At 68.5% G+C, this 26,989-nt stretch carries 20 protein-coding genes; 15 read left to right on the top strand and 5 right to left on the bottom strand.

All coding sequences use genetic code 11. From position 1 onward, the window contains the following. Positions 1 to 4: 4 nt before the first annotated feature. The 3 genes from AC6LJ9_RS08410 to AC6LJ9_RS08400 are packed head-to-tail and all read left to right on the top strand — an operon-like array spanning position 5 to position 2,783. Positions 5 to 892, top strand: a complete 888-nt coding sequence (locus AC6LJ9_RS08410) for a glycosyltransferase family 2 protein (protein WP_103276587.1) — start codon at positions 5 to 7, stop codon at positions 890 to 892. Then, positions 889 to 1,530, top strand: coding sequence for a putative colanic acid biosynthesis acetyltransferase (locus tag AC6LJ9_RS08405; protein WP_498147204.1), 642 nt, complete (start codon positions 889 to 891; stop codon positions 1,528 to 1,530). The genes AC6LJ9_RS08410 and AC6LJ9_RS08405 overlap by 4 nt, the downstream gene beginning before the upstream one ends. Continuing rightward, positions 1,527 to 2,783, top strand: coding sequence for a glycosyltransferase WbuB (locus AC6LJ9_RS08400; protein ID WP_498147203.1), 1,257 nt, complete (start codon positions 1,527 to 1,529; stop codon positions 2,781 to 2,783). The genes AC6LJ9_RS08405 and AC6LJ9_RS08400 overlap by 4 nt, the downstream gene beginning before the upstream one ends. Before the next feature lie 14 nt (positions 2,784 to 2,797). On the opposite strand, the gene AC6LJ9_RS08395 is transcribed toward AC6LJ9_RS08400, so the two are convergent. The 3 genes from AC6LJ9_RS08395 to AC6LJ9_RS08385 form a co-directional block, all read right to left on the bottom strand. Then, complete coding sequence (locus AC6LJ9_RS08395; RefSeq protein WP_498147202.1) at positions 2,798 to 3,460, bottom strand: response regulator transcription factor; 663 nt, start codon at positions 3,458 to 3,460, stop codon at positions 2,798 to 2,800. 345 nt (positions 3,461 to 3,805) lie between these two features. Beyond that, on the bottom strand, positions 3,806 to 4,555 hold the full coding sequence (locus AC6LJ9_RS08390; RefSeq protein ID WP_498147201.1) for a helix-turn-helix transcriptional regulator: 750 nt from the start codon (positions 4,553 to 4,555) through the stop codon (positions 3,806 to 3,808). 554 nt (positions 4,556 to 5,109) lie between these two features. Then, on the bottom strand, positions 5,110 to 6,699 hold the full coding sequence (locus tag AC6LJ9_RS08385) for a glucosamine inositolphosphorylceramide transferase family protein (protein WP_498147200.1): 1,590 nt from the start codon (positions 6,697 to 6,699) through the stop codon (positions 5,110 to 5,112). A 381-nt stretch (positions 6,700 to 7,080) separates the two neighbouring features. On the opposite strand from AC6LJ9_RS08385, the gene AC6LJ9_RS08380 reads away from it, so the two are divergent. The 10 genes from AC6LJ9_RS08380 (at position 7,081) to AC6LJ9_RS08335 (ending at position 21,635) form a co-directional block, all read left to right on the top strand. After that, a complete protein-coding gene (locus AC6LJ9_RS08380; protein ID WP_498147199.1) occupies positions 7,081 to 7,752 on the top strand; it encodes a TetR/AcrR family transcriptional regulator in 672 nt (223 codons plus the stop codon). Between the two features lie 42 nt (positions 7,753 to 7,794). Further along, complete coding sequence (locus AC6LJ9_RS08375; protein WP_498147198.1) at positions 7,795 to 10,140, top strand: acyl-CoA dehydrogenase; 2,346 nt, start codon at positions 7,795 to 7,797, stop codon at positions 10,138 to 10,140. A gap of 17 nt (positions 10,141 to 10,157) precedes the next feature. Beyond that, positions 10,158 to 11,450, top strand: a complete 1,293-nt coding sequence (locus AC6LJ9_RS08370; protein WP_498147197.1) for an acetyl-CoA C-acetyltransferase — start codon at positions 10,158 to 10,160, stop codon at positions 11,448 to 11,450. A 40-nt stretch (positions 11,451 to 11,490) separates the two neighbouring features. After that, entirely contained in the window at positions 11,491 to 13,425 is a 1,935-nt protein-coding gene (locus tag AC6LJ9_RS08365; RefSeq protein WP_498147196.1) for a 3-hydroxyacyl-CoA dehydrogenase NAD-binding domain-containing protein, read from the top strand. 93 nt (positions 13,426 to 13,518) lie between these two features. Next, entirely contained in the window at positions 13,519 to 14,847 is a 1,329-nt protein-coding gene (locus AC6LJ9_RS08360) for an OmpP1/FadL family transporter (protein WP_498147195.1), read from the top strand. Positions 14,848 to 15,070: 223 nt separating this feature from the next. Next, a complete protein-coding gene (locus tag AC6LJ9_RS08355; RefSeq protein WP_498147194.1) occupies positions 15,071 to 17,461 on the top strand; it encodes a 3-hydroxyacyl-CoA dehydrogenase/enoyl-CoA hydratase family protein in 2,391 nt (796 codons plus the stop codon). Positions 17,462 to 17,608: 147 nt separating this feature from the next. Then, positions 17,609 to 18,805, top strand: a complete 1,197-nt coding sequence (locus AC6LJ9_RS08350; protein WP_498147193.1) for an acetyl-CoA C-acyltransferase — start codon at positions 17,609 to 17,611, stop codon at positions 18,803 to 18,805. Positions 18,806 to 18,820: 15 nt separating this feature from the next. Further along, entirely contained in the window at positions 18,821 to 19,366 is a 546-nt protein-coding gene (locus AC6LJ9_RS08345) for a DUF4442 domain-containing protein (protein WP_498147192.1), read from the top strand. Continuing rightward, the gene (locus AC6LJ9_RS08340) at positions 19,330 to 19,920 is read left to right on the top strand and encodes a chalcone isomerase family protein (protein ID WP_212313485.1); all 591 of its coding nucleotides are present in this window, start codon (positions 19,330 to 19,332) and stop codon (positions 19,918 to 19,920) included. The genes AC6LJ9_RS08345 and AC6LJ9_RS08340 overlap by 37 nt, the downstream gene beginning before the upstream one ends. Before the next feature lie 17 nt (positions 19,921 to 19,937). Then, positions 19,938 to 21,635: an AMP-binding protein gene (locus tag AC6LJ9_RS08335; protein ID WP_498147191.1), complete on the top strand. Its 1,698-nt coding sequence runs from the start codon at positions 19,938 to 19,940 to the stop codon at positions 21,633 to 21,635. Between the two features lie 67 nt (positions 21,636 to 21,702). Here the strand turns inward: AC6LJ9_RS08335 and AC6LJ9_RS08330 are convergent, their stop codons facing one another. Further along, positions 21,703 to 23,271 (bottom strand): sulfatase-like hydrolase/transferase, encoded by a 1,569-nt coding sequence (locus tag AC6LJ9_RS08330; RefSeq protein ID WP_498147190.1) that lies wholly within the window; start codon positions 23,269 to 23,271, stop codon positions 21,703 to 21,705. Positions 23,272 to 23,285: 14 nt separating this feature from the next. Further along, positions 23,286 to 24,266: a tripartite tricarboxylate transporter substrate-binding protein gene (locus AC6LJ9_RS08325; RefSeq protein ID WP_498147189.1), complete on the bottom strand. Its 981-nt coding sequence runs from the start codon at positions 24,264 to 24,266 to the stop codon at positions 23,286 to 23,288. Between the two features lie 219 nt (positions 24,267 to 24,485). On the opposite strand from AC6LJ9_RS08325, the gene AC6LJ9_RS08320 reads away from it, so the two are divergent. Next, positions 24,486 to 25,004: a MarR family winged helix-turn-helix transcriptional regulator gene (locus tag AC6LJ9_RS08320; protein ID WP_498147188.1), complete on the top strand. Its 519-nt coding sequence runs from the start codon at positions 24,486 to 24,488 to the stop codon at positions 25,002 to 25,004. Positions 25,005 to 25,132: 128 nt separating this feature from the next. Continuing rightward, positions 25,133 to 26,986 carry an ABC transporter ATP-binding protein gene (locus tag AC6LJ9_RS08315; protein ID WP_212313480.1) on the top strand — a complete coding sequence of 618 codons (1,854 nt, stop codon included), beginning with the start codon at positions 25,133 to 25,135 and terminating at the stop codon, positions 26,984 to 26,986. The last annotated feature ends 3 nt before the right edge of the window (positions 26,987 to 26,989 follow it).

Genomic DNA, 26,989 nt, shown 5'->3' with positions numbered 1-26,989 from the left:
CATCATGCAGAAAATACCGGTATCCGTTGTGGTCATGACCAAGAACGAAGAGCGCAACATCGCCAAGTGCCTGAAGGCGCTGGCCGAGTTCGACGAAGTCTTCGTCATCGACTCGCGCAGCACCGACGCGACGTGCGCGCTGGCCGCCTCGCTGGGCGCGAAGGTGGTGGACTTCCAGTGGAACGGCAAGTATCCGAAGAAGAAGCAATGGTGCCTGGAGCAGCTGCCGTTCTCGCACCCGGTCGTCCTGTACGTGGACGCCGACGAGGAGATGACGCCGGCGCTGGCGCGCGAGATCCGCGCCAGCCTGCCGCGCTTCGAGGCCGGCGCCGGCGGCGCCTTCGTGCCCTTCGACTATGTGTTCTGCGGCCGCAAGCTGCGGCACGGCCATCGCGTCTACAAGCTGGCGCTGCTGGCCCGCGACCGCTCGCGCTTCCTGGACTATGACGACCTGGACGTGGCCCATATGTGGGAAGTCGAGGGCCACTACCAGCCGCAGGTCCAGGGGCAGACCTTCGCGCTGCGCGAACCCATGGTCCACAACGACCACGACTCGCTGTTCCACTACTTCGACAAGCACAACCGCTATTCGGACTGGGAGGCAAGCCTGCGCGTCAAGGGCCTGATGAACGACCCGCGCGAAGCCAACCTGGGCGGCCGCGCGCTGCTCAAGCGGCTGTTCCACGCGCTGCCGTTCAAGGCCCCGATCTCCTTCCTGCATTCGTATGTGTTTCGCCTGGGCTTCCTGGACGGCAAGGCCGGCTTCGACTACGCGGTCGCGCGCGCCATGTACTACTGGCAGATCCGCATCAAGACCGAGGAAATCCGCAAGGCGCGGCAGGCCTGCGCCGAGGATGGCGACGACAAGGTGGTGGCGGGAGCGGCAAAATGATCCCCGCCCGGCGATTCCACGCCGGCCCGGCGCGCGAGGCGGATGCGGCGGATGCCGCGCACCGCGCCGGCGACCCGCCCTGCGCGCTGCAGCGGCTGGACCAGTTCAAGCTGGCGCCCGGCCAGCGCGGCCGCTCGGCGCTGACGGTGCAGCTCTGGTGGTTGGTCCAGGGTTCCCTGTTCCGCTGGTCGCCGCAGTTCGCCTATGGGTTCCGGCGCTGGCTGCTGCGGCTGTTCGGCGCGCGCGTCGGCGCCAAGGTGCTGATCCGGCCCAGCGCCACCGTGACCTATCCCTGGAAGGTCGACATCGGCGAACATGCCTGGATCGGCGACGACGCAGTGATCTACAGCCTGGGGCCGGTGCACATCGGCGCGCATGCCGTGGTGTCGCAGCGCAGCTACCTGTGCGCCGCCGACCACGATCCTGACCAGCCCGACTTCCCGCTGCGCGAGCGCGCGGTGCGCATCGAGGACGGCGCCTGGGTCGCCACCGACGTGTTCGTCGCCCCCGGCGTGACCGTGGGCCGCGAAACCGTGGTGGGCGCGCGCAGCGCCGTCTTCCGCAGCCTGCCGCCCGCCATGATCTGCCATGGCACGCCCTGCCGGCCGGTGCGGCCGCGCGGTTCGGAGCGCGCATGAAGATCCTGATCTACGGCATCAACTACGCTCCCGAACTGACGGGCATCGGCAAGTACAGCGCGGAAATGGCCGAATGGCTCGCCGCGCGCGGACACAGCGTCAGCGTGGTCACGGCCCCGCCCTACTATCCGCAATGGCGTGTGCAGGACGGCTATCGCGCGGGACGCTACGCGCGCGAGGAGCGCGCCGGCGTGTCCGTGCGCCGCGCCCCGCTGTGGGTGCCGGCGCGGCCCGGCGGCGCCAAGCGCCTGCTGCACCTGGCCAGCTTCGCCCTGTCCAGCCTGCCCAGCCTGCTGCGCGCCGCCGCCGGACGGCCCGACGTCATCCTGGTGGTCGAGCCGGCGCTGTTCTGCGCGCCCGCGGCCTGGCTGGCAGCCAGGATGTGCGGCGCCCGCGCCTGGCTGCACGTACAGGATTACGAAGTGGACGCCGCGTTCGAACTGGGCCTGCTCAAGGGCGCGTGGCTGCGCCGCGCCGTCGCCCGGGCCGAGCGCTGGCTGATGCGCCGCTTCGACCGCGTTTCCACCATTTCCGAGCGCATGCTGGCGCTGGCCGGGGACAAGGGCGTGGAGCCTGCCCGCGCCGTGCTGCTGCCGAACTGGATCGACGCGCACGCGATCACGCCGGACCTGGACGGCGGCGCCTGCCGCGCGCAACTCGGCATCCCCGCCGACGCGATCGTGGCGCTGTATTCGGGCAACATGGGCGGCAAGCAAGGGCTGCAGATCCTGGCCGACGTCGCCCGCCTTCTGGATGGCGAAGAAAAACTATGGTTCGTGTTCTGCGGCCAGGGACCGGAACGGGCCGCGCTGCAGGCGCGCTGCGCCGGACTGGCGCGCGTGCGCTTCCTGGACCTGCAGCCCGTCGAACGCCTGGGCGAGCTGCTGTGCATGGCGGACATCCATCTGCTGCCTCAGCGCGCGGGCGCGGCCGACCTCGTCATGCCGTCCAAGCTGACCGGCATGCTGGCCAGCGGCCGTCCGGTGGTCTGCGGCGCCGCGCCGGGCACGGAGTTGGCGGGCGTGATCACGCGCTGCGGCCTGCTGACTCCCCCCGAAGACGCGCCGGCCATGGCCGAGGCCGTGCTCAGCCTGGCGCGAGATGGCGCGGCCAGGGCCGCGCTGGGCCAGACCGCGCGGCGCCATGCCCTGGCTCATCTGCACGTGGACGCGGTGCTGGGCGCGGCCGAGCGCGAGCTGACGGCCCTGGCCGTCCAAGGCAGGACGCAAGCCTCGCGCGCCCGCGACGCCTGACGGCGTCCGCCCGATCAATCCGAAGGTTCGCGCGGCGTCGGCGGCAGGCCCACGCCGCTGACCAGTCCCAGCTGCACGGCGACATAGGCGGCCTCGGCCTGGTTGCGCGCATTGAGCTTCCAGTACAGCGTGCGCGCATGGCTCTTCACGGTGGCCACCGATATGCCCACCTGCTCGCCGATCTCGCGCATGGTCTTGCCCTGCACCAGCAGCTGCAGGATCTCCGCCTGCCGCTGCGTCAGCTCGCGCAGCTCCAGCGCCGGCGCGGTGGTGCGCGGCAGCGGCCGGCCGGCAGGCTGCGGATAGCATTCGCCTCCCGCCTGGACCAGGCTGACCGCGGCCGCCAGGGCGTCGGGGCTGGAGGCCTTGGGCAGATAGCCGGCCACGCCCGCGCGGGCGCAGGCCGCCATCACGCCCTGATCCAGCACGGAATACAGCACCATCGCCAGCCTGGGCCCGAAGAAGGCGATGGCCTGCGTCAACAGCGCGATATCGTTCTCGGCGATGCCGCCGCAACCGACCACCAGCATTTCCACCGGGCGGTTGAGCGAATTGGGCAGGTTGAGCATCTGGGCCGGCGAGATCGCCAGGATGTCGTCCGTTTTGCGCACGCGTTCCAGCACATGCTGAATGGCGACGCGAAGCAGCGCATAGTCTTCGATTAGAACGGTTGTCATCCCGGATGGAACCTTGCGACACAGGGCCCAAATGCGGTTCCCATGTCGCACGCGCGACGGATCGCGATGCGCGCGCGGCCGCGCAACGGCGCGGTTCACGGGAATCCCGTCCGCTGCTGCGGCCCGGGCGGCGTGCTGTGGTTCGCCGTCCCGGCCCGCACTTGCGGACACGAACCATGCTATCAGCGGCTATCGCCGTTGAATCTCGTTCAGGAGGATGATTGGGGGAGGACTGAGGCGCTGCGCAATGCAGGCGGAACTGCGATGAATGCACTAGGAGGGAAGGCGGGGCGGCATCGCGTCGGGCCAGGCTGCCTGCCGGGTCGGCAGCTGGCGCGCGCGGTATCAGCCTGCCTTGCGGCCGTACAGTTGTCCTGCGTCGACTTCCCTGCCGTTGGGCTCGTGCCATTCCAGCGTGGCGCCGCGTTGCAACGCTGCGTACACGGCCTCGCCCTTGTTCTTCACATGCAGGCGCTGATAGAGCGTGCAGGCATGCGTCTTGGCGGTGGCGACCGAAATGTTGAGCATTCGGCTGACCGTCTTGATCGGATAGCCCCTGGCCAGCAACACCAGCACCTCGTACTGGCGCGGCGTGATCTGCAGCAATTGTGCGCCCGCGCTGATCGGCATGGCGCCCTTGGCCGCGGCGTCATCGGCGTCATGCGCCGGCAACGCGCAGATCGCCTGGGCGGGCGCCTGCAAGGCCTGTTCGCTGGGGAAGCACTGTCCGCCCGCCATCACCAGCCGGATCGCGGCCTCCAGGATCTCGACCGACGCGGTCTTCATCAGACAGCCGTAGACGCTGGCGCCCGGCAGGCCCTGGACGGGCATCGGCAGGGGCATCACATCGGTCAACAGCAGGATGCGCTTGGGGGTGAGCACGCGCTGGATCTCATGCAACGCGCTCCAGGCCTCATCCGTGTCCACCGGAAGTCCGTAGATCAGGAGATCGGCGCCGGCATGGACGCCATCGGCCGTGGACACGTCCGCCAGGCCCATCCCCTCGATCTCCCAAACGTCATCCAACTTGCTCAGAATCTGCCACAAACCCAGCCGCAGCAGCGGATGAGCTTCAATCAGGACCATCTTGGCCATGATGTCCTCCCGGTTTACTAGACAGGCCTAGAAGGGATCTTCGCTGTACTGAAGACTTATTTTTCCAGCCCCGCGAAGCAGGTCCGCGGCGCCCCGGAATATGTGAATACATCGCATCCGGGTATTTTGGCTGGGAGACTTTGGTAGCCACCAATACGGCGGATGGCATGAGTCCATCTTATGGTTCGGGATTTGCAAAATCAAGACGTTTCAGGGCGATATAATCCGATAAAAACAGAAATCAATCGTTAGCCTTAATCGCCCTCATAAATAAGGATGAAAACACGTTCTCATCCATTTCGACGCTAGGGTTTACGCGGAGTTTCATAGAGGGAAAAAGGCCTTCCCATAGGCGGAGAAAGCCTAATGACAGCCTGGAATGCGGCGGCTGGCGAGCTTTGAGGGATGAGCACGGCACCATCTTGGTGCCTGCAGCGGCGCGACGCTGGCGTGGCAAGAATTATCGATATGTTGCGCCGGACACAACGCCCCGGGAGATGGGCCGATTAATCGCAATATAGGTAACATTTTTATTTTTTCAGGCACCCGGTCATTTACTCCATATAGGCGAAGTCGAATACCGTGTGACCGCCCTGATGGTGCCAATGGTGCATCGAAGCATGACGCCGTCTCAGAAAACTGGCGTAGTGTATTTCGCCATCATCCTCGACGTAGGAGTATGGCGACAGCTGCTCGATCCGGTTGAGCGACACGCCCTTGCCGTAGTGGCAGAAGCCTTGGTACTGCGCGCAGCGGATGACGTCTCCGCCAGGAGAGACAACGATTCCGGCGTTGCGCGCCCGCATCGGGTTGCGCACGATGGGGTTGCAGGCATGCGGCTGCCAGTTGGTGGAGAGCGGCGAATCCGCGAAGAATGCGAACAGCTCATCGCAATGGCTCTGCCCGTCCGTCCTGTCGATATTGGTCAATAGCCACCAGTATTCCCCGTGTTTGAATATTATTGTATCGACAGCAGAGACATTACTCATGAGATTATATTGAAGCTCCCACTTCAATGGAAAATCCGTGCATTTCCATAATTCTATGCTGCGATTTCCGCAAGTTTCCGGCACCATGTAGGTGACGCCATCATATTCAAATATATACGGAAACGACAAATGGTATGGCAGGTTCAGCGCTGTCCCCAGAAGGCGGAAAGCCCCGTCGGAGTAGGTCGCGACAGAGATCGTCCCTTTGCGCGAGGAGAAATCGTAGTCCTCGAAAAATATATAGGGTTTCTTATCGTGGGTATATACGAAGGGATCGGCGAAAAACCTGCCCTTGGGTGGCTGCAACACAATCGCTTCGGATATCACCGCCTGCTGGCGGCCCGACGGAAACAGGCCTATGCGCCAGCGTACGTTGCGTTTCATGATGCGCCGCACAATAAAATCAGCCATTAACCAGGCCTGGCGCGCGACATACGCCGCTCCGTCCCACGCCGCCGGATCCCGGCGCCGCTCCCCGCTCATGATCTGCATGCCTGCCGGCGGCGTGCGGCGCGCGCGCGCCAGCGCCTGCAGCGCGTCGCGGACCATGAAGTTGCCCAGGCAGAATGCGCGCGCCCGATTCTTCAGCCAAAAGATCTCGGTGTTGAAACTGCGCTGGTCCAGCAGTTCGTCGTCATACTCGCTCGCGCCCAGGCGCCACAGCTTGACCGTGGTGTGATCCGCCCGTTGATAAACCTCCCAGAATCCCGCATAACTGCCGCTGGCAACGGCAACGTCGGAATAGCTCAACTGCCATGCGCCCTGCCGCGCCCAGCCCGCGATCCGCTCGCGCGGCACCGGCGGCGCGCCCAGCACGATCACCAGGTCCAGACCCGGCGGCGCCAGCCGCTCCGCGCCGCTGCCCGCCGTCATCTCGACGATCTCCGTGTCGGGACCGGGCAGGTGTTCGCGCAGGTCGCGGCAGGCCAGCTGCGCGCGCGGCTTGGCTCCCAGCAGCCGGGACTCGAAACGGGACAGCGCGCCGAAGAAAGCCCTGGCGCCGAAACGCGCCTTCGTTTCCACGCCCGCGCGGCCGACCACCAGCAGGGCAGCGATCTGGAAGTCCTGGCTGTGCGCCAGCCATTCGACCAGTTCATGCATCCAGCCGGGCTGCTCGTATCCGTCGACCAGCAGTCCCACTCTGTAGGTCTTCATCGTTCCAGCTCCTGTGTCGGGGCAAGGGCCAGCCGCCGCCAGCCGGCGGGCTGGCGGCGCAACCATGGGGCATGGCTACACAGCCTTCCTGCGGATACTGAAACGTTTCGCAGGCATCTTCCAGCGAGCTTTCAGCCTAGGACCGCCGCACGAAGCCAAATGGCGCATGGCGCGCCCTTCCGCCGCGCCCGCCTCGGCCAATTTCGCTAGCGGCGCTCATCCATCCGGACGTGGCAGCGCGCCGCGCAAGGTTCGCGCCGGACGGCATCCACCCGTCTCATCCCATCCCCCTGGGGTAAACCCTATTCGGGATTGCAGGGACTCGCTCTGGCCGAAAATCTGTCGCATACTAAATTTAAACGAACGTTTGAATTCAACCTCATGCAAGAACTCAGATCCTCCTCAACCCGGGAATCCATCCTGGACACTGCCGAGGCGTTGTTCGCCCAGCAGGGTCATGACGGCACGTCGATGCGCCAGATCACTGGCGCGGCCGGCGTGAATCTCGCGTCCGTGAATTACCACTTCGGCTTCAAGGAGTCGCTGGTGCAGGCGGTGCTCAAGCGCCGCCTGGCTGTGCTCAACAGCGAGCGCATGCGCCTGCTGGACGAGCTCGAAGCGCAAGCCGAGGGCAAGCCGCTCAAGCCCTCGCAAATCGTTGACGCCTTCTTCGGCACGCTGCTGCGCCTGGCCGCGGACCCGGAGCAGGCAGGCAGCACTTTCCTGCCGCTGCTCGAACGCACCATGACCGACCCCACGGACTTCATCCGCGCGCTGTTCGCGGAGGAGTACGCGGACGTGCTGGACCGCTACCGCAACGCGCTGTTCGCGGCGCTGCCGGACGTGCCGCGCGCCGAAATCATGTGGCGCTTTCAATTCATGCTGGGCGCGACGTCCTACGCCATCATCGGCACGGACCTGCTGCGCTCGGTCACCGGCTGGGTCATCGACGAAGCCGAACAACCCAACAATCCCGAACTGCTGCTGCCGCGCCTGATGAGCTTCCTGCTCGGGGGTTTGCGCGCGCCGCTGCCGCAGCGGCCATCCTGTTAGGCCCCCGGCAACGGGCCGAACATTGCGATAGGAGACAAGAAAATGCACCCGATCCTTCTTGCGCTGCTCGTCTTGGCGCTTCTGGCCGTGGTCCTGCTGGGGCTGCGTCCCTTGCGGCGAGCCGTGCTGTCGGCCCCGATCTTCAACATGTACCGCAAGGTGCTGCCGCAGATGTCTGACACCGAGCGCGACGCGCTCGAGGCCGGCACCGTATGGTGGGAGGGCGAGCTGTTCCGCGGCCGTCCCGACTGGAGCCGCCTGCACGCCTATCCGCGCCCGTGCCTGTCCGACGATGAGCAGCGCTTCCTGGACAACCAGGCCGAAGAAGCCTGCCGCATGGTCAATGACTGGGAGGTCACGCAGGAACGCTTCGACCTGCCCGCCGATGTCTGGAACTACCTGAAGAGCCAGGGCTTCCTGGGCATGATCATTCCCAAGTCCTACGGCGGCCTGGGCTTTTCCGCCTATGCGCATTCCGAGATCGTGACCAAGCTGTCGACCCGCTCGTCGGCGCTGGCCGTGTCGGTCATGGTGCCGAACTCGCTGGGCCCGGCCGAGCTGCTGCTGCACTACGGCACCGATGCGCAGAAGAACCACTACCTGCCGCGCCTGGCGCGCGGCGAGGAAGTGCCGGCCTTCGCGCTGACCAGCCCCTGGGCCGGCTCGGACGCCGCCGCCATTCCCGACAGCGGCATCGTCTGCAAGGGCGAATGGCAGGGCCGCGAAGTCGTCGGCATGCGCGTCACCTGGGACAAGCGCTACATCACGCTGGCGCCGGTCTGCACCCTGCTCGGCCTGGCGTTCCGCCTCTATGATCCGGACGGCCTGCTGGGCGACGAGAAGGACCTGGGCATCACCTGCGCGCTGGTGCCGCACGACCACCCCGGCGTGGACACGGGCCGCCGCCACTTCCCGCTGAACGCCATGTTCATGAACGGCCCGACGCGCGGCCAGGATGTGTTCATGCCGCTGGACTTCATCATCGGCGGTCCCGCCATGGCCGGCCAGGGCTGGCGCATGCTGATGGAATGCCTGGCGGCCGGCCGCTCAATCTCGCTGCCGTCCTCCAACACCGGCATGTCCAAGCTGACCGCCCGCGCCGTGGGCGCCTATGCCCGCGTGCGCAGCCAGTTCCGCACCCCGGTGGGCAAGTTCGAGGGCGTCGAGGAAGCGCTGGCGCGCATCGGCGGCCACACCTACATGATGGACGCCGCGCGCAGCATGACCGCCGGCGCGGTGGACCTGGGCGAAAAGCCCTCGGTCGTCTCCGCCATCGTCAAATACCACGTCACCGAGCGCGCGCGCCAGGTCGTCAACGACGGCATGGATGTGATCGGCGGCAAGGGCATCTGCCTGGGACCGTCCAACTTCCTGGGCCGCGCCTACCAGCAGATCCCCATCGGCATCACCGTGGAAGGCGCCAACATCCTGACCCGCAGCCTGATCATCTTCGGCCAGGGCGCGATCCGCTGCCATCCCTACGTGCTGGCCGAGATGCAGGCCGCGCAATCGTCCGACCGCCAGCAAGGGCTGCATGACTTCGACCGCGCCTTCTGGGGCCACGTGGGCTTCGTCGTGAAGAACAAGCTGCGCGCGCTGGGCACCTCGCTGACCGGCGCCCGCCTGGTCGGCGTGAACGCCGACGTCGCGCCCGAGATGAAGCGCTACTACCAGCAGCTCAGCCGCTACAGCGCTGCCTTCGCGCTGCTGGCCGACACCTCCATGCTGGTGCTGGGCGGCAGCCTGAAGCGCCGCGAGCGCCTGTCCGCCCGCCTGGGCGACATCCTGTCGCAGATGTACCTGATCAGCGCCACGCTCAAGCGCTACCAGGACGAAGGCCGCCAGGCCGCCGACGCCCCGCTGGCGCACTGGTCGATCCAGGACGCGCTGTTCCGCCTGCAAGAAGCCTTCGACGGCGTGCTGGAAAACTACCCGAACCGCTTCGTCGCCTGGGGCCTGCGCCGCATCGTCTTCCCCTGGGGCCATCCACAATCGCTGCCCTCGGACGAACTGGGCCAGCAAGTCGCCAAGCTGCTGATCAACCCGGGCGCCGCCCGCGACCGCCTGACCGCCGGCTGCCACCTGCCCGCCACCGCCGACGAGCCGGTGGGCGCCATCGAGCTGGCGCTGGCCGCCACGCTGGAGGCCGAACCCATCGAGGCCAAGATCCGCGAGCTGGAAAAGCGCGGCGCGCTGGACGGCAATCCGCAGGCCAACGTGCGCGACATCGCCGACGCCGCCTATGCGGCCGGCGGCCTGACCGACGAGGAATACGCCGTGGTCAAGCGCAGAAACACCTTGCGCGACACCGTGGTCAAGGTGGACGATTTCCCCTTCGATCTTGGCGCGGGCGCGATCCGTCCCGCCGCCGAGCGCCGGGCCGCATGAGCACCGAGGACGCACGGATGGCATTCAAACCGGTATATGTCGTGGACGGGTCCCGCACGCCTTTCCTGAAGGCGCGCACGGGTCCCGGCCCGTTTTCGGCGGGCGACCTTGCCGTGCAGGCCGGGCGCGCGCTGCTGCTGCGCCAGCCCTTCTCGCCCACCGACGTGGACGAGGTCATCATCGGCTGCGCCGCGCCCTCGCCCGACGAAGTCAACATCGGCCGCGTGATCGCGCTGCGCCTGGGCTGCGGCAACCGCGTGCCGGGCTGGACCGTGATGCGCAACTGCGCCTCGGGCATGCAGGCGCTGGACTCGGCCATCGCCAACATCCAGTCGGGCCGTTCGCAGCTGGTGGTGGCCGGCGGCGTGGACGCGCTGTCGCGCGCGCCGCTGCTGTTCTCGGACGACATGGTGCGCTGGCTGTCCGGCTGGTACGCCGCGCGCGGCCTGGGCGCCAAGCTGTCCGCGCTACGCCGCTTCAAGCTGCGCAACCTGGCGCCCGTCATCGGCCTGCTGAAAGGCCTGACCGATCCCGTGGTCGGACTGTCGATGGGCCAGACGGCCGAAAACGTCGCCACCCGCTTCGGCATCGACCGCGCCGCCATGGACGCCTACTCGGCCGGCAGCCACCAGCGCGCGCTGGCGGCGCGCGCCGCCGGCGCCCTGGCCGAGATCGTGCCGATCATCGACGCCAAGGGCACGCTCTATCCCGAGGACGACGGCGTGCGCGCCGACTCCACCCCGGAAAAGCTGGCCAAGCTCAAGCCCGTGTTCGACAAGCCCTGGGGCAACATCACCGCCGGCAACAGCTCGCAGGTCACCGACGGCGCGGCCATGCTGGTGCTGGCCTCGGAAGAGGCCGTGCGGCGCTGGAACCTGCGTCCGCTGGGCCGCATCGTCGACAGCCAGTGGGCCGGCCTGGATCCGGCGCAGATGGGCCTGGGTCCGGTGCATGCCGCCACGCCCATCCTGCAACGCCACGGCCTGGGCCTGAATGACCTGGACTTGTGGGAGATCAACGAGGCCTTTGCCGCCCAGGTGCTAGGCTGCCTGGCCGCATGGCGCGACGAGGCCTATTGCCAGGAGCACTTCGGCACGCCGGCCTGGGGCCAGCTCGACACCGATCGCCTGAACATCGACGGCGGCGCCATCGCCATCGGCCATCCCGTCGGCGCGTCCGGCGCCCGCATCGTGCTGCACCTGCTGGACGCGCTCAAGCGCCGCCGCGCGCGGCGCGGCATGGCCGCCATCTGCATTGGCGGCGGCCAAGGCGGCGCCATGCTGGTCGAAACCCTGGAGGAGCGCGCATGAGCCGCAACACCGCCTCGACGCGTATCACGGAGACCGCCCGATGAGCGCACTGGATACCCTCTCGCACTGGCGCCTGGCGCGCGACCCCGACGGCCTGGCCTGGCTGACCTTCGACCGCGCAGCCAGCGCGGTCAATGCCCTGTCGGCCGACACCATGGCGGAACTCGCCCTGGTGCTGGACGCGCTGGACAAGGACCCGCCCAAGGGCCTGGTGATCCGCTCGGGCAAGCCGACCGGTTTCATCGTGGGCGCCGACGTCAATGAATTCGCCAGCCTGGACACGCCCGACCAGGGCCGCGCGCTGGTGGCGCGCGGCTGGAACCTGTTCAACCGTCTGGCCGCCGTGCGCTATCCCACGCTGGCCTTGATCCAGGGTCACTGCCTGGGAGGCGGCCTGGAACTGGCGCTGGCCTGCCGCTATCGCCTCGTGGCGGACCAGCCCGGCGTGTCGCTGGCGTTGCCCGAGGTCATGCTGGGCATCTTTCCCGGCTGGGGCGGCATGCTGCGGCTGCCGCGCCTGATCGGCGCGCCGGCTGCGCTGGACATGATGCTCACCGGCCGAGGCGCCGACGCGCGCCGCGCCGCCGCGCTGGGCCTGGCCGACGCGCGCGTGCCGCCGCGCCTGCTGGAAGCCGCCGCGCGCGCCACGGTGCTGTCCGGCAAGCCGGCGCGCCAGGCGCGCGGCCTGGCCGCCTGGACCAACCGCTGGCCGCTCAAGGCCATTGTCGCCAACCGCGCGCGCAAGCAGATCGCGGCCAAGGATCCCCTGGACCACTATCCCGCCGCGCCGGCCATCGTGACGCTGTGGGAACGGCATGACGGCGACGCCCAGCGCGCGCCCTCGCTGATCGACGGCATCATCGCGTCCGACACCGCCCGCAACCTGCTGCGCGTGTTCCGCCTGCAGGAGCGGCTCAAGGCCAACGGCCGGCAGCCCGGCGCCGCCCCGGCGCAACGGATCCACGTGGTCGGCGCCGGCGTCATGGGCGGCGACATCGCCGCCTGGTGCGCCTACAAGGGCCTGACCGTCACGCTGCAGGACCAGGACATGGCCCGCATCGCGCCCGCCATCAAGCGCGCCGCGACGCTGTACGCGCGCCGCCTGAAGGATCCGCGCGCGGCCCGCGCCGCCATGGACCGCCTGATCCCCGATCCCGCCGGCACCGGCGCGGCGCTGGCCGACATCGTGATCGAGGCCATCAGCGAACAGCCCGAGGCCAAGCTCGCGCTGTACCGCGCGCTGGAACCGCGCATGAAGCCCGATGCGGTGCTGGCCACCAATACGTCCAGCCTGTCTCTGGAAACGTTGCGCGCGGGACTGGCGCGGCCCGAGCGTCTGGTCGGCATCCACTTCTTCAATCCCGTGGCCAAGATGCCGCTGGTGGAAGTGGTGCACGCCGACGGCACGGCGGCCGATGCGCTGGCGCGCGCCAGCGCCTTCGTCGGCCAGATCGACAAGCTCGCCCTGCCGGTCAAGAGCGCGCCCGGCTTCCTGGTCAACGCGGTGCTGGCGCCCTACATGCTGCAGGCCATGCGCAGCGTGGACGCGGGCGTCGCGCCGGCCGCGATCGACGCGGCCCTGGTGGCCTTCGGCATGCCGATGGGACCGCTGGAACTGGCCGACACCGTGGGCCTGGACATCGCCCGCGCCGCCGGCGAGGAACTGGCCGGCGGCCAGGAGCCGCCGCGCTGCCTGGCGGAACGGCTGTCGCGCGGCCAGCTGGGCCGCAAGACCGGCCAGGGCTTCTATGCCTGGCGCGACGGCAAGCCCGTCAAGGACAAACCCGGGGCCTCCGCCGCCCCCGCCGGCCTCGCGGCCGGCCTGATCCAGCCACTGATCGACGCGACCCGGCAGCGCGTCGACCAGGGCATCGTCGCCGACGCCGACCTGGCCGACGCCGGCGTGATTTTCGGAACGGGATTCGCCCCCTTCACGGGCGGTCCCTTGCATTACCAAGGCAGGACCAATACGTAGCGCGGTAGAAGAAATACGGCTCACGCCGATAGACCGGGCCGCCGAGCCCGGCAGTGCCATAACGACACCTATCCAACACGAGGAGGCAGTACCATGAGCAGACGTTCATTGTCCCTGAGCACCCTGTCGGTCATCGTGGCCGGCCTGGGCGCGTCCACCGTCGCCCACTCCGCCGGCTTCCAGCTCCTGGAGCAGAACGCCAGCGGCCTGGGCAACGCGTACGCGGGCTCGGCGGCAAATCCGGAAAACGCCAGCATCATCTACTACAACCCGGCCGGCATGACATACCTGCCGGGCTTCAACTTCTCGGGCGGGGTCAACCTGATCAAGCCCTCGTTCAAGTTCTCGGACAACGGCGACAGCCGCAATCCCGGCGTGCCCGGCATACCCGGCTCTGGACTGAGCGGCGCACGTCCCACCGGCGGCAACGGCGGCGACGCCGGCAAGCTGGGCGTGGTGCCGAACATGTATGCCTCGCTGCAACTCAATGAAAAGTGGTTCATCGGCCTGGGCATCGGCGCGCCGTTCGGCCTGATGACCAAGTACGACGAGGGCTGGGCCGGCCAATACCACTCCAACAAGTTCGACATCAAGACCATCAACGTGAATCCCTCGGTGGCCTACAAGGTCAACGACAAGTTCTCGATGGGCTTCGGCCTGAACTGGCAGCGCATCGACGCGAACTACAAGAAGAAGACCGTGGTGCAGGTGCCGATGCCTGGCCGTCCGGTCTTCACCAACGGCGACGCCGACCTCGACATGAAGGGCGACGCCTGGGGCTGGAACGTGGGCTTCATGCTGCAACCCACCGAGGACACCCGCATCGGCCTGTCGTACCGCTCCAAGATCCGCCAGACGGCCAAGGGCGACACCGACATCGACAACATCGGGCCGACCCGGCAATCCGTGTCGTTCGACGCCAAGGCCAACGTGGACCTGCCGGACACGCTGATCCTGAGCGCCACGCACCAGCTGAACGAGCGCTGGGAACTGCTGGGCGACATCTCCTGGACCGGCTGGAGCAGCATCCCCGCGCTGAAGATCCGCAACTCGGGCACCGGCGCCAAGGATGACGAGCTGCCGCTGAACTTCCGCGACACGTGGCGTCTGGCCGTCGGCGCGAACTACAAGTTCGCGCCCGACTGGAAGTGGAAGTTCGGCCTGGCCTATGACCAGTCGCCGGTCCACAAGGAAGCCGACCGCCCCACCTCGCTGCCGGACAACGACCGCTACTGGTTCTCGACCGGCGTGCAGTGGCAGGCCACCAAGAACACGACGCTGGACGTGGGCTACACCTACCTGTACCTGCGCAAGACGTACATCGACACGAACTCCGGCAACGCCCTGGCCAAGGGCCGCGTGGCGGGCAGCTACGACAGCAGCGGCCACATCTTCGGCCTGCAGGTCTCGTCGCGCTTCTAAGGGCTGCCCACCCTGGAGCGCCACGCGCTCTCCATCAAGGGCGCCGCCGCGGACCGGACCGGCAAAGCCGGCTCCGCGCGGTTTGGACAGAGATAGGGGCCACCCGTTGTATGCGCGGCGGGTGGCGCCCGTTTCGTGAAGGACCGGAGCAACATGTCCCTTCTTGCGCGGGGACGGCAAGCGCAACAAGGCGCACAGCCTTGGGCATTTTTTGGAGACTTCCTTGAGCAAGTTCGTCGTTAAACACGTCGCCGTGCTGGGTGCCGGCGTCATGGGCGCGCAGATCGCCGCCCACCTGGCCAACGCCGGCGTGCCCGTCACGCTGTTCGATCTCGCCGCCAAAGAAGGCGACCGCAACGGCATCGTCAAGAAGGCGCTGGCCGGCCTGAAGAAGCTCGAACCCGCGCCGCTGGCCGGCGCCGCGCGCCTGGCCCTGATCCAGCCCGCCAACTATGACGACCATATCGAACGGCTGCAGGGCTGCGACCTGATCATCGAGGCCATCGCCGAGCGCATGGACTGGAAGACCGCGCTGTACGAGCGCATCGCGCCGCACGTGGCGCCCGGCGCCATCATCGCCTCGAACACGTCCGGCCTGTCGATCGACGCGCTGGGCCACGCCCTGCCCGAGCAGCTGCGCCACCGCTTCTGCGGCATCCATTTCTTCAACCCGCCGCGCTACATGCGGCTGGTAGAGATCATCGCCACCTCGCACACCGAGCCGCGCGTGCTGGACCAGCTCGAAACCTGGCTCACGTCGACGCTGGGCAAGGGCGTGATCCGCGCGCTGGACACCCCCAATTTCGTCGCCAACCGGATCGGCGTGTTCTCGATCCTGGCGGCCATGCACCACACCGCCCGCCTGGGCCTGGGCTTCGACGAAGTCGACGCGCTGACCGGCCCGAAGATCGGCCGTCCCAAGAGCGCCACCTATCGCACCGCCGACGTGGTCGGCCTGGATACGCTGGCGCACGTGATCGGCACCATGGACAAGAACCTGGCCGACGATCCCTGGCACCGCTATTTCAAGCAGCCCGAGTGGCTGGCCGCGCTGATTTCCAAGGGCGCGCTGGGCCAGAAGAGCGGCGCCGGCGTCTATCGCAAGGCCGGCCGCGAGATCCAGGTGCTGGACCTGAAAACCCAAGACTACCGCCCCGGCGCCGGCAAGCTGGCCGACGAGGTGGCCGCGATCCTCAAGGAACGCGATCCGGCCAGGCGCTTCGCCGCGCTGCGCGCCAGCAGCCATCCGCAGGCCCAGTTCCTGTGGAGCCTGTTCCGCGACATCTTCCACTACAGCGCCGCGCAGCTGGCCAACGTGGCCGACAATGCGCGCGACCTGGACCTGGCCATGCGCTGGGGCTTCGGCTGGGCCCAGGGCCCGTTCGAGACCTGGCAGGCCGCCGGCTGGCAACAGATCGCCCAGGCCGTGGCCGAGGACATCGCCGCCGGCCGCGCCATGAGCGACAGCCCGCTGCCCGCCTGGGCGCTGGAGCCCGCCCGCCAGGGCGTGCACGCGCCCGAGGGTTCGTATTCGGCGCGCAGCGGCAAGCTGCATGCGCGCTCGGCCCTGCCGGTGTACCGCCGCCAGATCTATCCCGAGCGCGTGTTCGGCGAAGCGCCCGACAATCGCGGCGTCACCGTCTGGGAGAACGAAGGCGTGCGCCTGTGGAACCTGCCCGAGGTGGATCCGGGCGTGGCCATCCTGTCGGTCATCTCCAAGAACCACACGCTGGGCGCCGAGGTGCTGGAAGGCATCCTGCAGGCCGTGGCCCGCGCCGAGCGCGAGTTCGACGGCCTGGTCATCTGGCATCCGGCGCCCTTCGCCGTGGGCGCCAACCTGCAGCAGGTGGTCGAAGCCTGCGCCGCCGGCCAGTGGGACATGCTGGAAGCCACGGTCGAGAAATTCCAGCGCGCCTCGCAGGCCTTCAAGTACGCGCAGATCCCCACCGTCGCCGCCGTGCAGGGCATGGCGCTGGGCGGCGGCTGCGAGTTCCTGATGCATGCCTCGCACCGCGTGCTGGCGCTGGAAAGCTACGTCGGCCTGGTCGAGGCCGGCGTGGGCCTGATCCCGGCCGGCGGCGGCAGCAAGGAATTCGCCGGCCGCGCGGCCGCGCTGGCGGCCAAGACCGCCACGCCGGGCGAGGTCTTCCCGTTCCTGCAGCCGATCTTCCAGACCATCGCCACCGCGCAGGTCGCCAAGAGCGCGCGCGAGGCCATCGAAACCGGCTTCGCCCGCGAGCAGGACATCGTGCTGTTCCATCCGGACGAGCTGCTGTTCGTGGCCATCGGCCAGGCCCGCGCCGCCGCCCAGGCCGGCTACGTGCCGCCGGCCAGGCTGCAGAGCGTGCCCGTCGCCGGCCGCAACGGCATCGCCAACTTCGAGATGATGCTGGTCAACATGCGCGAGGGCGGCATGATCAGCGCGCACGACTACCGCGTGGCGCGCAGCGCCGCCGTGGCGCTGTGCGGCGGCGAGATCGAGACCGGCACGCGCGTGGACGAGGAATGGCTGCTGACCGTGGAGCGCAAGGAGTTCGTGGCGCTGCTGCGCACGCAAGAGACCCAGGCCCGCATCCGCCACACATTGGAAACCGGCAAGCCTCTGCGGAATTGATGGGGTCCACCCCCGAAGCGCCTTTGGCGCTTCCCCCTCAAGGGGGCGCCGGCTGCGGACCGGCGGAGCCGGATCCGCGCGGCCCCGATCGTGGGGCGCCGTTGTGGGTTGGGAGAGTTTGGGTCCATGGATATTTGAGGATATGAGATGAGCAAGCAAATTCAAGACGCGTATATCGTTGCCGCGACGCGGCTGCCGGTGGGCAAGCGCAATGGCGCGTATGCGACCACGCGGCCGGACGACATGCTGGCGGCGGCGCTGAATGGGGCGCTGGCGCAGGCGCCGGGGCTGGATCCCGCGCGCATCGAGGACGTGATCGCGGGCTGCGCCATGCCCGAGGCCGAACTGGGCATGAACGTCGCGCGCATCGGGCTGCTGCTGGCCGGGCTGCCGCAGAGCGTGGCGGGCGTCACCGTCAACCGTTTCTGCGCCTCCGGCCTGCAGGCGGTGGCCGACGCCGCCGCCCGCATCCGCACCGGCGAGGCCGACATCATGATCGGCGCGGGCACCGAGTCCATGAGCGCCATGCCGCAAATCATGGGCAACAAGGTGTCGATGAACCCGGCCATCTTCGCGCACGAAGAAAACCTGGGCATGGCCTTCGGCATGGGCCTGACCGGCGAGAAGGTCGCCGAGCGCTGGAAGGTGTCGCGCGAGGACCAGGACGCCTTCGCGCTGGCCTCGCACCAGAAGGCCTGCGCCGCCATCGCGGCCGGCCATTTCAAGGCCGAGACCACGCCCTTCGAGGTGGTGTCGCACCTGCCCGACGCCAACGGCGCGGTGCGCGTGGCGCGCCGGCTGGTCGAGACGGACGAAGGCCCGCGCCCCGACAGCAGCGCCGAATCGCTGGCCAAGCTGCGCCCGGTATTCGCCGCGCGCGGCAGCGTCACGGCCGGCAACAGCTCGCAGATGTCCGACGGCGCGGCCGCCGTGATCCTGGTGTCCGACCGCATCCTGCGCGAATTCAACCTGCAACCGCTGGCGCGCTTCGTCAGCTTCGCCGTGGCCGGCGTGCCGCCCGAGGTCATGGGCATCGGGCCGGTGGCCGCGATCCCGAAGGTGCTGGAGCGCGGCGGCATCGCGCAGGATGCGCTGGACTGGATCGAACTGAACGAAGCCTTCGCCGCGCAGTCGCTGGCGGTGATGCGCGAACTCAAGCTGGACCCGACCAAGGTCAACCCGCTGGGCGGCGCCATCGCCCTGGGCCACCCGCTGGGCGCCACCGGCGCGATCCGCACGGCCACGCTGGTCCACGGCCTGCGCCGCACCGGCGGCAAGCACGGGCTGGTGACGATGTGCATCGGCACCGGCATGGGCGCGGCGGGCCTGTTCGAGGCGCTGTAGGACGGCGGGTATCCAGTGAAGCCTTATTGGTTCAAGCGCCTGTCCCCCGAATGGCGCGCGCGGCTGATGCGGGTGGGATTCAACCTGCATCCGGCGTTCCGCGCCACCGGCGGGCGGGTGCTGCACGTATCTCCGGATTTTCATCACATCCGGATCAAGCTGCCGCTGTTGCGGCGCACCCGCAATATCGTTGGCTCGATGTACGGCGGCTCGCTGTTCGCGGTGACCGACGGCGCCCACCCCACGATGCTGATGGCCGCGCTCGGCTCGGATCACATCGTGTGGGACAAGGCGGCGTCCATCCGCTACCGCAAGCCCGCCTTCACCACCCTGTACGTGGATTTCCGCCTGCCTGCCGGGGAAATCGCGGAAATCCGCGAAATCCTGGCGCGCGAGCATGAAACCACCCGGACGTACACGGTGGAACTGCAGGACAAGGACGGCGTTGTCTACGCCGTCGTGGAACGAACGATCTATATCGCAAACAAGAAGTTCTACAAGCAGAAGACCCAAGGAGGTGACACATGCATCGCATCCCCGGAGGGCGAATCGCCGCCCTGAGCCTGATCCTGGCCGCCGCGCTGGCGGGCGCCCCGGCCCTGGCGGCCGACGTCGAAGTCGGCGGCCTGCGCGTCCCGGACCAGCTGTCCGAGGGCGGCCGCGCGCTGGTGCTCAACGGCGCCGGCGTGCGCACCAAGTTCGTCGTGAAGGTCTACGTGGCCGCGCTGTACGCGACCGCCAAGACCAGCGACGCCGCCGCGCTGGTCAATAGCGCGGAACCCCGCCGCATGCGGCTGCACATGCTGCGCGACGTCGACAGCAAGAGCCTGGACGGGGCGCTGCAGGACGGATTGCGCGACAATACGCCCAAGCAGGAGCTGGAAGCGCTGAAGGAACCGGCCCAACGCCTCTCGGCCCTGATGGCCAGCGTGGGCTCGGCCAAGGAAGGCGACGTGATCGACCTGGACTTCGACGCCAAGGGCGTGTCGGTCAGCGACAACGGCAAGGCGCGCGGACGCATCGACGATCCCGCCTTCGCCCGTGCCCTGCTGCGTGTATGGCTGGGCGAAAACCCGTCGCAGTCCTCTCTGAAGAAGGCCCTGCTGGGCAACTAGGCGGAATCCCCAACGATATGGAACGAATCTGGCAAAAGAGCTACCCCCCAGGCGTGCCCGCCGACATCCAGCTCGACGGCGTGTCGACGATGGTGACGGTGGTGCGGGACAGCTGCCGGCAATATGCCGGCAAGACCTCGTACATCAGCATGGGCAAGTCGATCAGCTACGCCGAGCTGGACGCGCTGACGCGCGACTTCGCCGCCTGGCTGCACGCCAACGGGCTGGGCAAGGGCGACCGCATCGCGCTGATGATGCCCAACCTGCTGCAATATCCTGTCTGCCTGTTCGGCGCCTGGCGCGCCGGCTGCGTGGTGGTCAACTGCAATCCGCTCTACACCGCGCACGAGCTTGAGCACCAGCTGGCCGACTCGGGCGCGCGCGCCATCGTGGTGGCGGACAACTTCGCGGCCACGTTGCAGCAGGCCCTGCCCAAGACCGCCATCGAGCGCGTGCTGGTCACCTCCATCGGCGAACTGCTGGGCCCGCTCAAGGGCCGGCTGGTCGACCTGGTGGTCAAGCGCGTCAAGCGCATGGTGCCGGCCTGGTCGATTCCCGGCGCGCAGCGGCTGGGCCAGGCGCTGCGCGCCGGCCGCGCCCTGCCCTTCACCGAGGTCGAGCTGAACCAGAACGACCTGGCCTGCCTGCAATACACGGGCGGCACCACCGGCGTGGCCAAGGCGGCCATGCTGTCGCACAGCAACCTGATGGCCAACGTCAGCCAGGCGCACGCCTGGGTCAGGCCGCTGGTCCGGGACGGCGAAGAACTCATCGTGACGGCGCTGCCGCTGTATCACATCTTCGCGCTGACGGCGAACTGCCTGACGTTCATGAAGATCGGCGCCAGCAACCTGCTCATCGTCAATCCGCGCGACATTCCGGGGCTGATCAAGGAAATGTCCAAGGCGCCGGTCAGCGCCTTCACCGGGGTCAACACGCTGTTCAACGCGCTGCTGAACAACCCCGATTTCGCCAAGCTGGATTTCTCGCGCCTGCGCCTGACGCTGGGCGGCGGCATGGCGGTGCAGCGTTCGGTGGCTGACCGCTGGCGCGCCGTCACCGGCCGCTCGCTGGCCCAGGCCTATGGCCTGACCGAGACCTCGCCCGCCGTGACCATCAACCCGCTGGACGTGAAGGAATTCACCGGCTCCATCGGCCTGCCGGTGCCGTCCACCGACATCTCCATCCGCGACGACGAGGGCCGCGAACTGCCCATCGGCGAACGCGGCGAGATCTGCGTGCGCGGCCCCCAGGTCACGCGCGGCTACTGGAAGCGCCCGGACGAGACCGCGCTGGTGCTGTACGCGGACGGCTTCCTGCGCACCGGCGATATCGGCTACGTGGACGAAGCCGGCTATGTGTTCCTGGTGGACCGCAAGAAGGACATGATCCTGGTGTCCGGCTTCAACGTCTATCCGAACGAAGTCGAGGACGCGGCCGCGCTGCACCCCGGCGTGCGCGAGGTGGCGGCGGTCGGCGTGCCGGACGAACGCTCCGGCGAGGCGGTCAAGCTCTACGTCATCCGCAAGGATCCGAACCTGGACGCCGAGACGCTGATCGCCCATTGCCGCACCCAGCTCACCGGCTACAAGGTGCCGCGCTACGTGGAGTTCCGCGAGGACCTGCCGCGCACCAACGTGGGCAAGATCCTGCGGCGCGAACTCAAGCCGGAAGCCCAGGCGCAGGCCAAGGCCAAGGCATCCGCCCAGGCCTGATCCCGCGTCGCGGCGGGCCGGCGACGCCGGCCCGCTTCGATTTGGCGCGGCCGCGACGGCGCGCCGCCTACCACTGCCCGAAATAGACGCCCGCGCGCTTGTGCGCGTTGGTGGCTCGCTCCACCGCCTCGTCGCTCATCGTGGTGCGGGTGCGGCCGCGCAGCATCCACTCCAGCAGGCGCTGGCGCAAGGCCGCGCGCACCTCGGCGTGCGCGGCGCTGGTCCCCAGGTCCTGGAACTCGTCGGGATCGGCCTGCAGGTCGTACAGCTGCTCGGGCTCGTCCAGCCAGTACACATAGCGCCACCGGTCAGTGCGCACCGACCAGGCGCGGGCATTGCGCGGCGTCTTGCCGCGCAGCAATCGAGCCTGGCGGAAACTGTAGTCCAGCTCCGAATACACGCAGTCGCGCCAGGGCTGGCCGGCAGGCAGGCCATGCAACACGTCCTGCAGTTCGCGCCCCTCCAGCCGGTGCGCCGGCCGGGGCGCGTCCAGCGCGCGCAGCACGGTGGGCACCAGGTCCACGCTTTCGACCATGTGGTCCAGCGCCTGGCCGCGCGTGGCGTCGGCCTCGCCGGACGGATCCATGACGATGAAGGGCACGCGCTGCACGGTGTCGTAGAACAGTTCCTTCTCGCCCAGCCAATGGTCGCCCAGGAAATCACCGTGGTCGGCGGTGAACACGATCAGCGTGTTCTTCATCAGGCCCGCGCCTTCCATGTAGTCGAACAGGCGTCCCAGATGGTCGTCCAGCTGCCGGATCAGGCCCTGGTAGGCCGGACGCACCACGCGCACGCAATCGTCGCTGGAAAAGCTGACGCTTTCCTCGTGCTGCCGGTAGGCGGTCACCACCGGATGCGCATTCTCCAGCTCGGCAAGGCTGCGGCGCACGGGCAGGCACTGGTCCGCGCGGTAGCGCCGATGGTAGGGATCCGGCGCCATGTAGGGCCAGTGCGGCTTCACATAGCTCAGATGCAGCACCCAGGGCTGGCCGCCGCGCCGCTTCATGAAGTCCAGCGCCTGGTCCGTCATGTAGGCGGTCTCGGAATGCGCCTCGGCCACGCGCGAGGGCAGATGCACATTGCGCATGTTCCAGCCGCTGACCACCTGCCCGGACGCGTCCACGCCGGCGATGACGTAGTCGCTCCAGGGATCGGCGCTGTCGTAGCCGTGACGCCGCAGGAAGGCCGGATAGCCGCTCTCGGCCCCGGGTTCATGGTGGCCGTCGTAGCGGTCCAGCTCGACGAAGCCGCCCCGGTTCAACAGGATGCCCAGTTCGGACGCGCCGTCGAGGGAAAGCCGCTCCATGCCCGCCTTGTCCGGTATCACGTGGGTCTTGCCGGCCAGCGCCAGGTCGCGGCCCTGGCCGGCCAGATACTCGCCCAGCGTGATCTCGTTGACCGAGAGCGGCACGCGGTTCCAGGTCGCGCCGTGGCGCGATGGATAGCGGCCGGTGTAATAGCTCATGCGCGACGGGCCGCACACCCCGGAGTTGACGAAGGCGCGCGTGAAGCGCGCGCCGCGCGCCGCCAGCCCGTCCAGGCTGGGCGTCTCCAGGTAGGGATGGCCGTAGCAGCCCAGGTGGTCGGCCCGCAGCTGGTCGGCCATGATGAACAGCACATTCTGGACGGCGCCCATGTCTGCCTCCGTCCTTATTGCGTGGCCGTGAAGCCGGACGCGCGCACCACCGGCTCCCACTGCTTGCGGTAGGCGTCCAGCGCCTCGGCGCTGCGGGCGGCGTCGGCCGACACCGGTTCCAGGTAGGCGGCGCGCACGGCCTCGCGCAGGGCCGGCTCATCCAGCACGGCGGCGATGTCGCGGCCCAGCCGCTCGGCCTTGTCCGCCGGCATGGCGGCCGGCGCGAAGAAGGCGTTCCAGCCGTCGGCGGCCAGGTCCACGCCGGTCTCGCGGAAGGTCGGCACGTCTGGCAGGTCGGGATCGCGCGTCTGGCCCGACGTCGCCAGGATGCGGATCTTGCCGGCGCGGTGCTGCGGCAGCAGCGTGTCCAGCGTGTCGATGGCCTGCGGCAGGACGCCGCCGATCAGCTCGGAGATCAGCGGCGCCGATCCCCGGTAGCCGACGATCTCGGGCTCCTGGCTGATGGCGCGGCCCAGCATCAGCGCGAAGAAATGCGGCAGGCTGCCGGTGGCGGGCACGCCCACCGAGAACAGCCGGGGATCGTCGCGCAGGACCTGGCGCAGGCCGGCCACGTCGCGCACCTTGGAATCCGCCGCCACCGCCAGCGCGAACTTGTAGCGGCTCACCAGCGACACCGGCTTGAAATCGCGTTGCGCGTCGTAGCCAGGCTTGTCGTAGACCAGCGGCGCCACCACCATGACGGCCGGATTGGCCAGCATCAGCACGTTCTGCGCCGCCCCGGCCGCATGCAGGCCCTGGGCGGCGATGCGGCCGCCAGCCCCGGTCTTGTTCTCGACCACCACCGGCGCACCGATGCGCTCCTTGAGCCGGTCCGCCACCAGCCGCGCAACGCGGTCGGAACTGCCGCCGGGCGGATAGCCCACCACGATGGTCAGCGCGCCGTCCAGCGGCGGCTGGGCCTGTACGGCGGGACAGGCCGCCACGCTGGCCGCCAAGGCCAGGCCCGTCGCCCAGCCGCTCAATCTGTTGCGCATCGCTATCTCCTGGTTCGCTGCGGCCCTGGCGCTCCCCGGCCGGTTGGCCGGATGCCGGGGCCATTCCCCGTGGTTGCTCCGGGGGCTATTCCCTATGCCCGGCGCATGCCCAAATGGGCAAAATGAATTTAGCAACGCGACGCTTTGTTGATCTAATCCAGTACTTTCCATAACGATATGCATGCGCGACGGGCAACAGCTCGGCCCGCGGGAGACGCCATGGCAACGCCCCCAGCCCCCGGCCAGGCCAGCCTGTCCGATATGCTGATGTACCGTCTCTACCAGGCCTGGTCGCAATCCAACCCGGTGTTCGTGCGCCTGTGCGAAGGCCGCTACGGCATCACACGGCGCGAGTGGCGGTTGCTGGCCTGCGCGGTGGAAGGCGGCATCATGACCTCGGCCGAGCTGGCGGCGGCGGCCAAGCTGGATCTGGCGCGCACGTCGCGCACGCTGGGCACGCTGTGCGAGAAGGGCTGGCTGCGCCGGCTGCAGGACAGCGCCGACCGGCGCGTGGTCAGGGTCGAGGCCACCGAGCGCGGGCAGGAACGCTACCTGGCGCTGCTGCCCGAGGTCGCGCGCCTGAACGACATGCTGGTGCAGGACCTGAGCGCGACCGAGGTCGAGCAGCTGCGCGGCTTCCTGGCGCGCATCGAGCAACGCGGCCGGCGCATGGCCGAGGACAACATCGTTTCCGATAAAGCCAGCCGGCGCGCCGGCGGCACCCGCCGGGCGAGGTAGAGGCCCCCATTCAACGGCGTCTCCACAAACATTTGCTACGCTAGGCGTCTGCCGTCCGCGCAGCCGCGCCACGGCCGTCCGCGCCCGCCGCGCCCACAAGGCCGGCCAGGCGCCCCTACGGATCATCCATGCCCGGCGTCCAGAGCAAATCCATCTTCCGTCGTTTCGAAAGCCTGATAGACCCGTTCAAGGACGCCCCGGACATCACCCCGCCCGGCCGCGTGCTGCGCTTCTACGCCTACTACCTGCTGCAGGTCTGGCCGATCTTCGCCGTGCTGCTGGTGGTGGGACTGGCGGGCGCGCTGGTCGAGGTGGCGCTGTTCAGCTTCCTGGCCGACATCGTCGACCTGGCGCGCGACACGCCGCCCGCCGAGTTCTTCCAGCGCCACGCCGGCCTGCTGCTGTGGATGGCGGTGGTGGTGATGGTGCTGCGCCCGCTGGCGATCGCCGCGCACGACCTGCTGACCCACCAGACCATCGCGCCCAGCCTGACCACGCTGGTGCGCTGGCAGAACCACCGCTACGTGCTGGGCCAGGGGCTGGCGTTCTTCCACAACGACTTCGCCGGCCGCGTCGCCAACCGCGTCATGCAGGCCGGCAGCGCGCTGCGCGATTCCGCCGTGCAGTCGGTGGACGCGCTGTGGCACGTCATCCTGTACGTGGTCAGCGCGCTGTACCTGTTCGCCGAGGCCGACTGGCGGCTGGTGATCCCGCTGGTGCTATGGATCGTCGGCTACTGCTGCATGCTGGGCTATTTCGTGCCCCGCATGCAGGCGCGCGCCGTGACCGCGTCGGAAGCGCGCTCCAAGCTCATGGGCCGCATCGTCGACGGCTATACCAACATCGGCACGCTCAAGCTCTTCGCCCATGCCCGGCAGGAAGAGAACTACGCACGCCAGGCGCTGGCCGAACAGACGGAAAAGCAGCAGCTGTCGACCCGCGTCATCACCGCGATGGACGTGTCCATCAACACGCTGAACGGCGTGCTGATCGTCGGCACCGCCGGCCTGGCGCTGTGGCTGTGGAGCCAGGACAGCATCACGCTGGGCGCGATCACGCTGGCGCTGGGCCTGGTGATCCGCATCAACAACATGTCGGCCTGGATCATGTGGGAAGTCAGCGGCATCTTCGAGAACGTCGGCATCGTGCAGGATGCGCTGAGCACCATCTCGCAGCCCAAGCAGGTGCTCGACGCGCCGGCTGCCCGCCCGCTGGCGATCGCGCGCGGCGAGGTGCGTTTCGACGACGTGTCCTTCCACTATGGCGGCGCCCGCGAGGTCATTCCGCATCTGGACCTGACGGTGCGCGCCGGCGAGAAGATCGGCCTGATCGGCCCGTCCGGCGCCGGCAAGTCCACGCTGGTCAACGTGCTGCTGCGCCTGTACGACCTGCAGGGCGGACGCATCCTGATCGACGGCCAGGACATCGCCGGCGTCACCCAGGAAAGCCTGCGCTCGCAGATCGGCGTGGTCACGCAGGACACCTCGCTGCTGCACCGTTCCATCCGCGACAACCTGCTCTATGGCCGCCCCGACGCGTCCGAGCAACAGCTGCAGGACGCGGTGCGGCGCGCGCGGGCCGGCGACTTCATCGCCGGCCTGGTCGACGGCGAAGGCCGCCGCGGCCTGGACGCGCACGTCGGCGAACGCGGCGTCAAACTGTCCGGCGGCCAGCGCCAGCGCATCGCCATCGCCCGCGTGCTGCTCAAGGACGCTCCCATCCTGATCCTGGACGAAGCCACCTCGGCGCTGGACTCGGAAGTCGAATCCGCCATCCAGGAAAGCCTGGAGACGCTGATGCAGGGCAAGACCGTGATCGCCATCGCGCACCGGCTGTCCACCATCGCCCGCATGGACCGGCTGGTGGTGCTGGACCAGGGCCGCATCGTCGAGGTCGGCACGCATGCCGAGCTGGTGGCCCGGGGCGGGCTGTATGCACGGCTGTGGAGCCACCAGACGGGTGGGTTCGTGGGGCTGGATTGAGCG

This window comes from Achromobacter sp. 1011811831, assembly GCF_059760905.1.
This window is presented reverse-complemented; position numbering and strand designations above follow the sequence as displayed.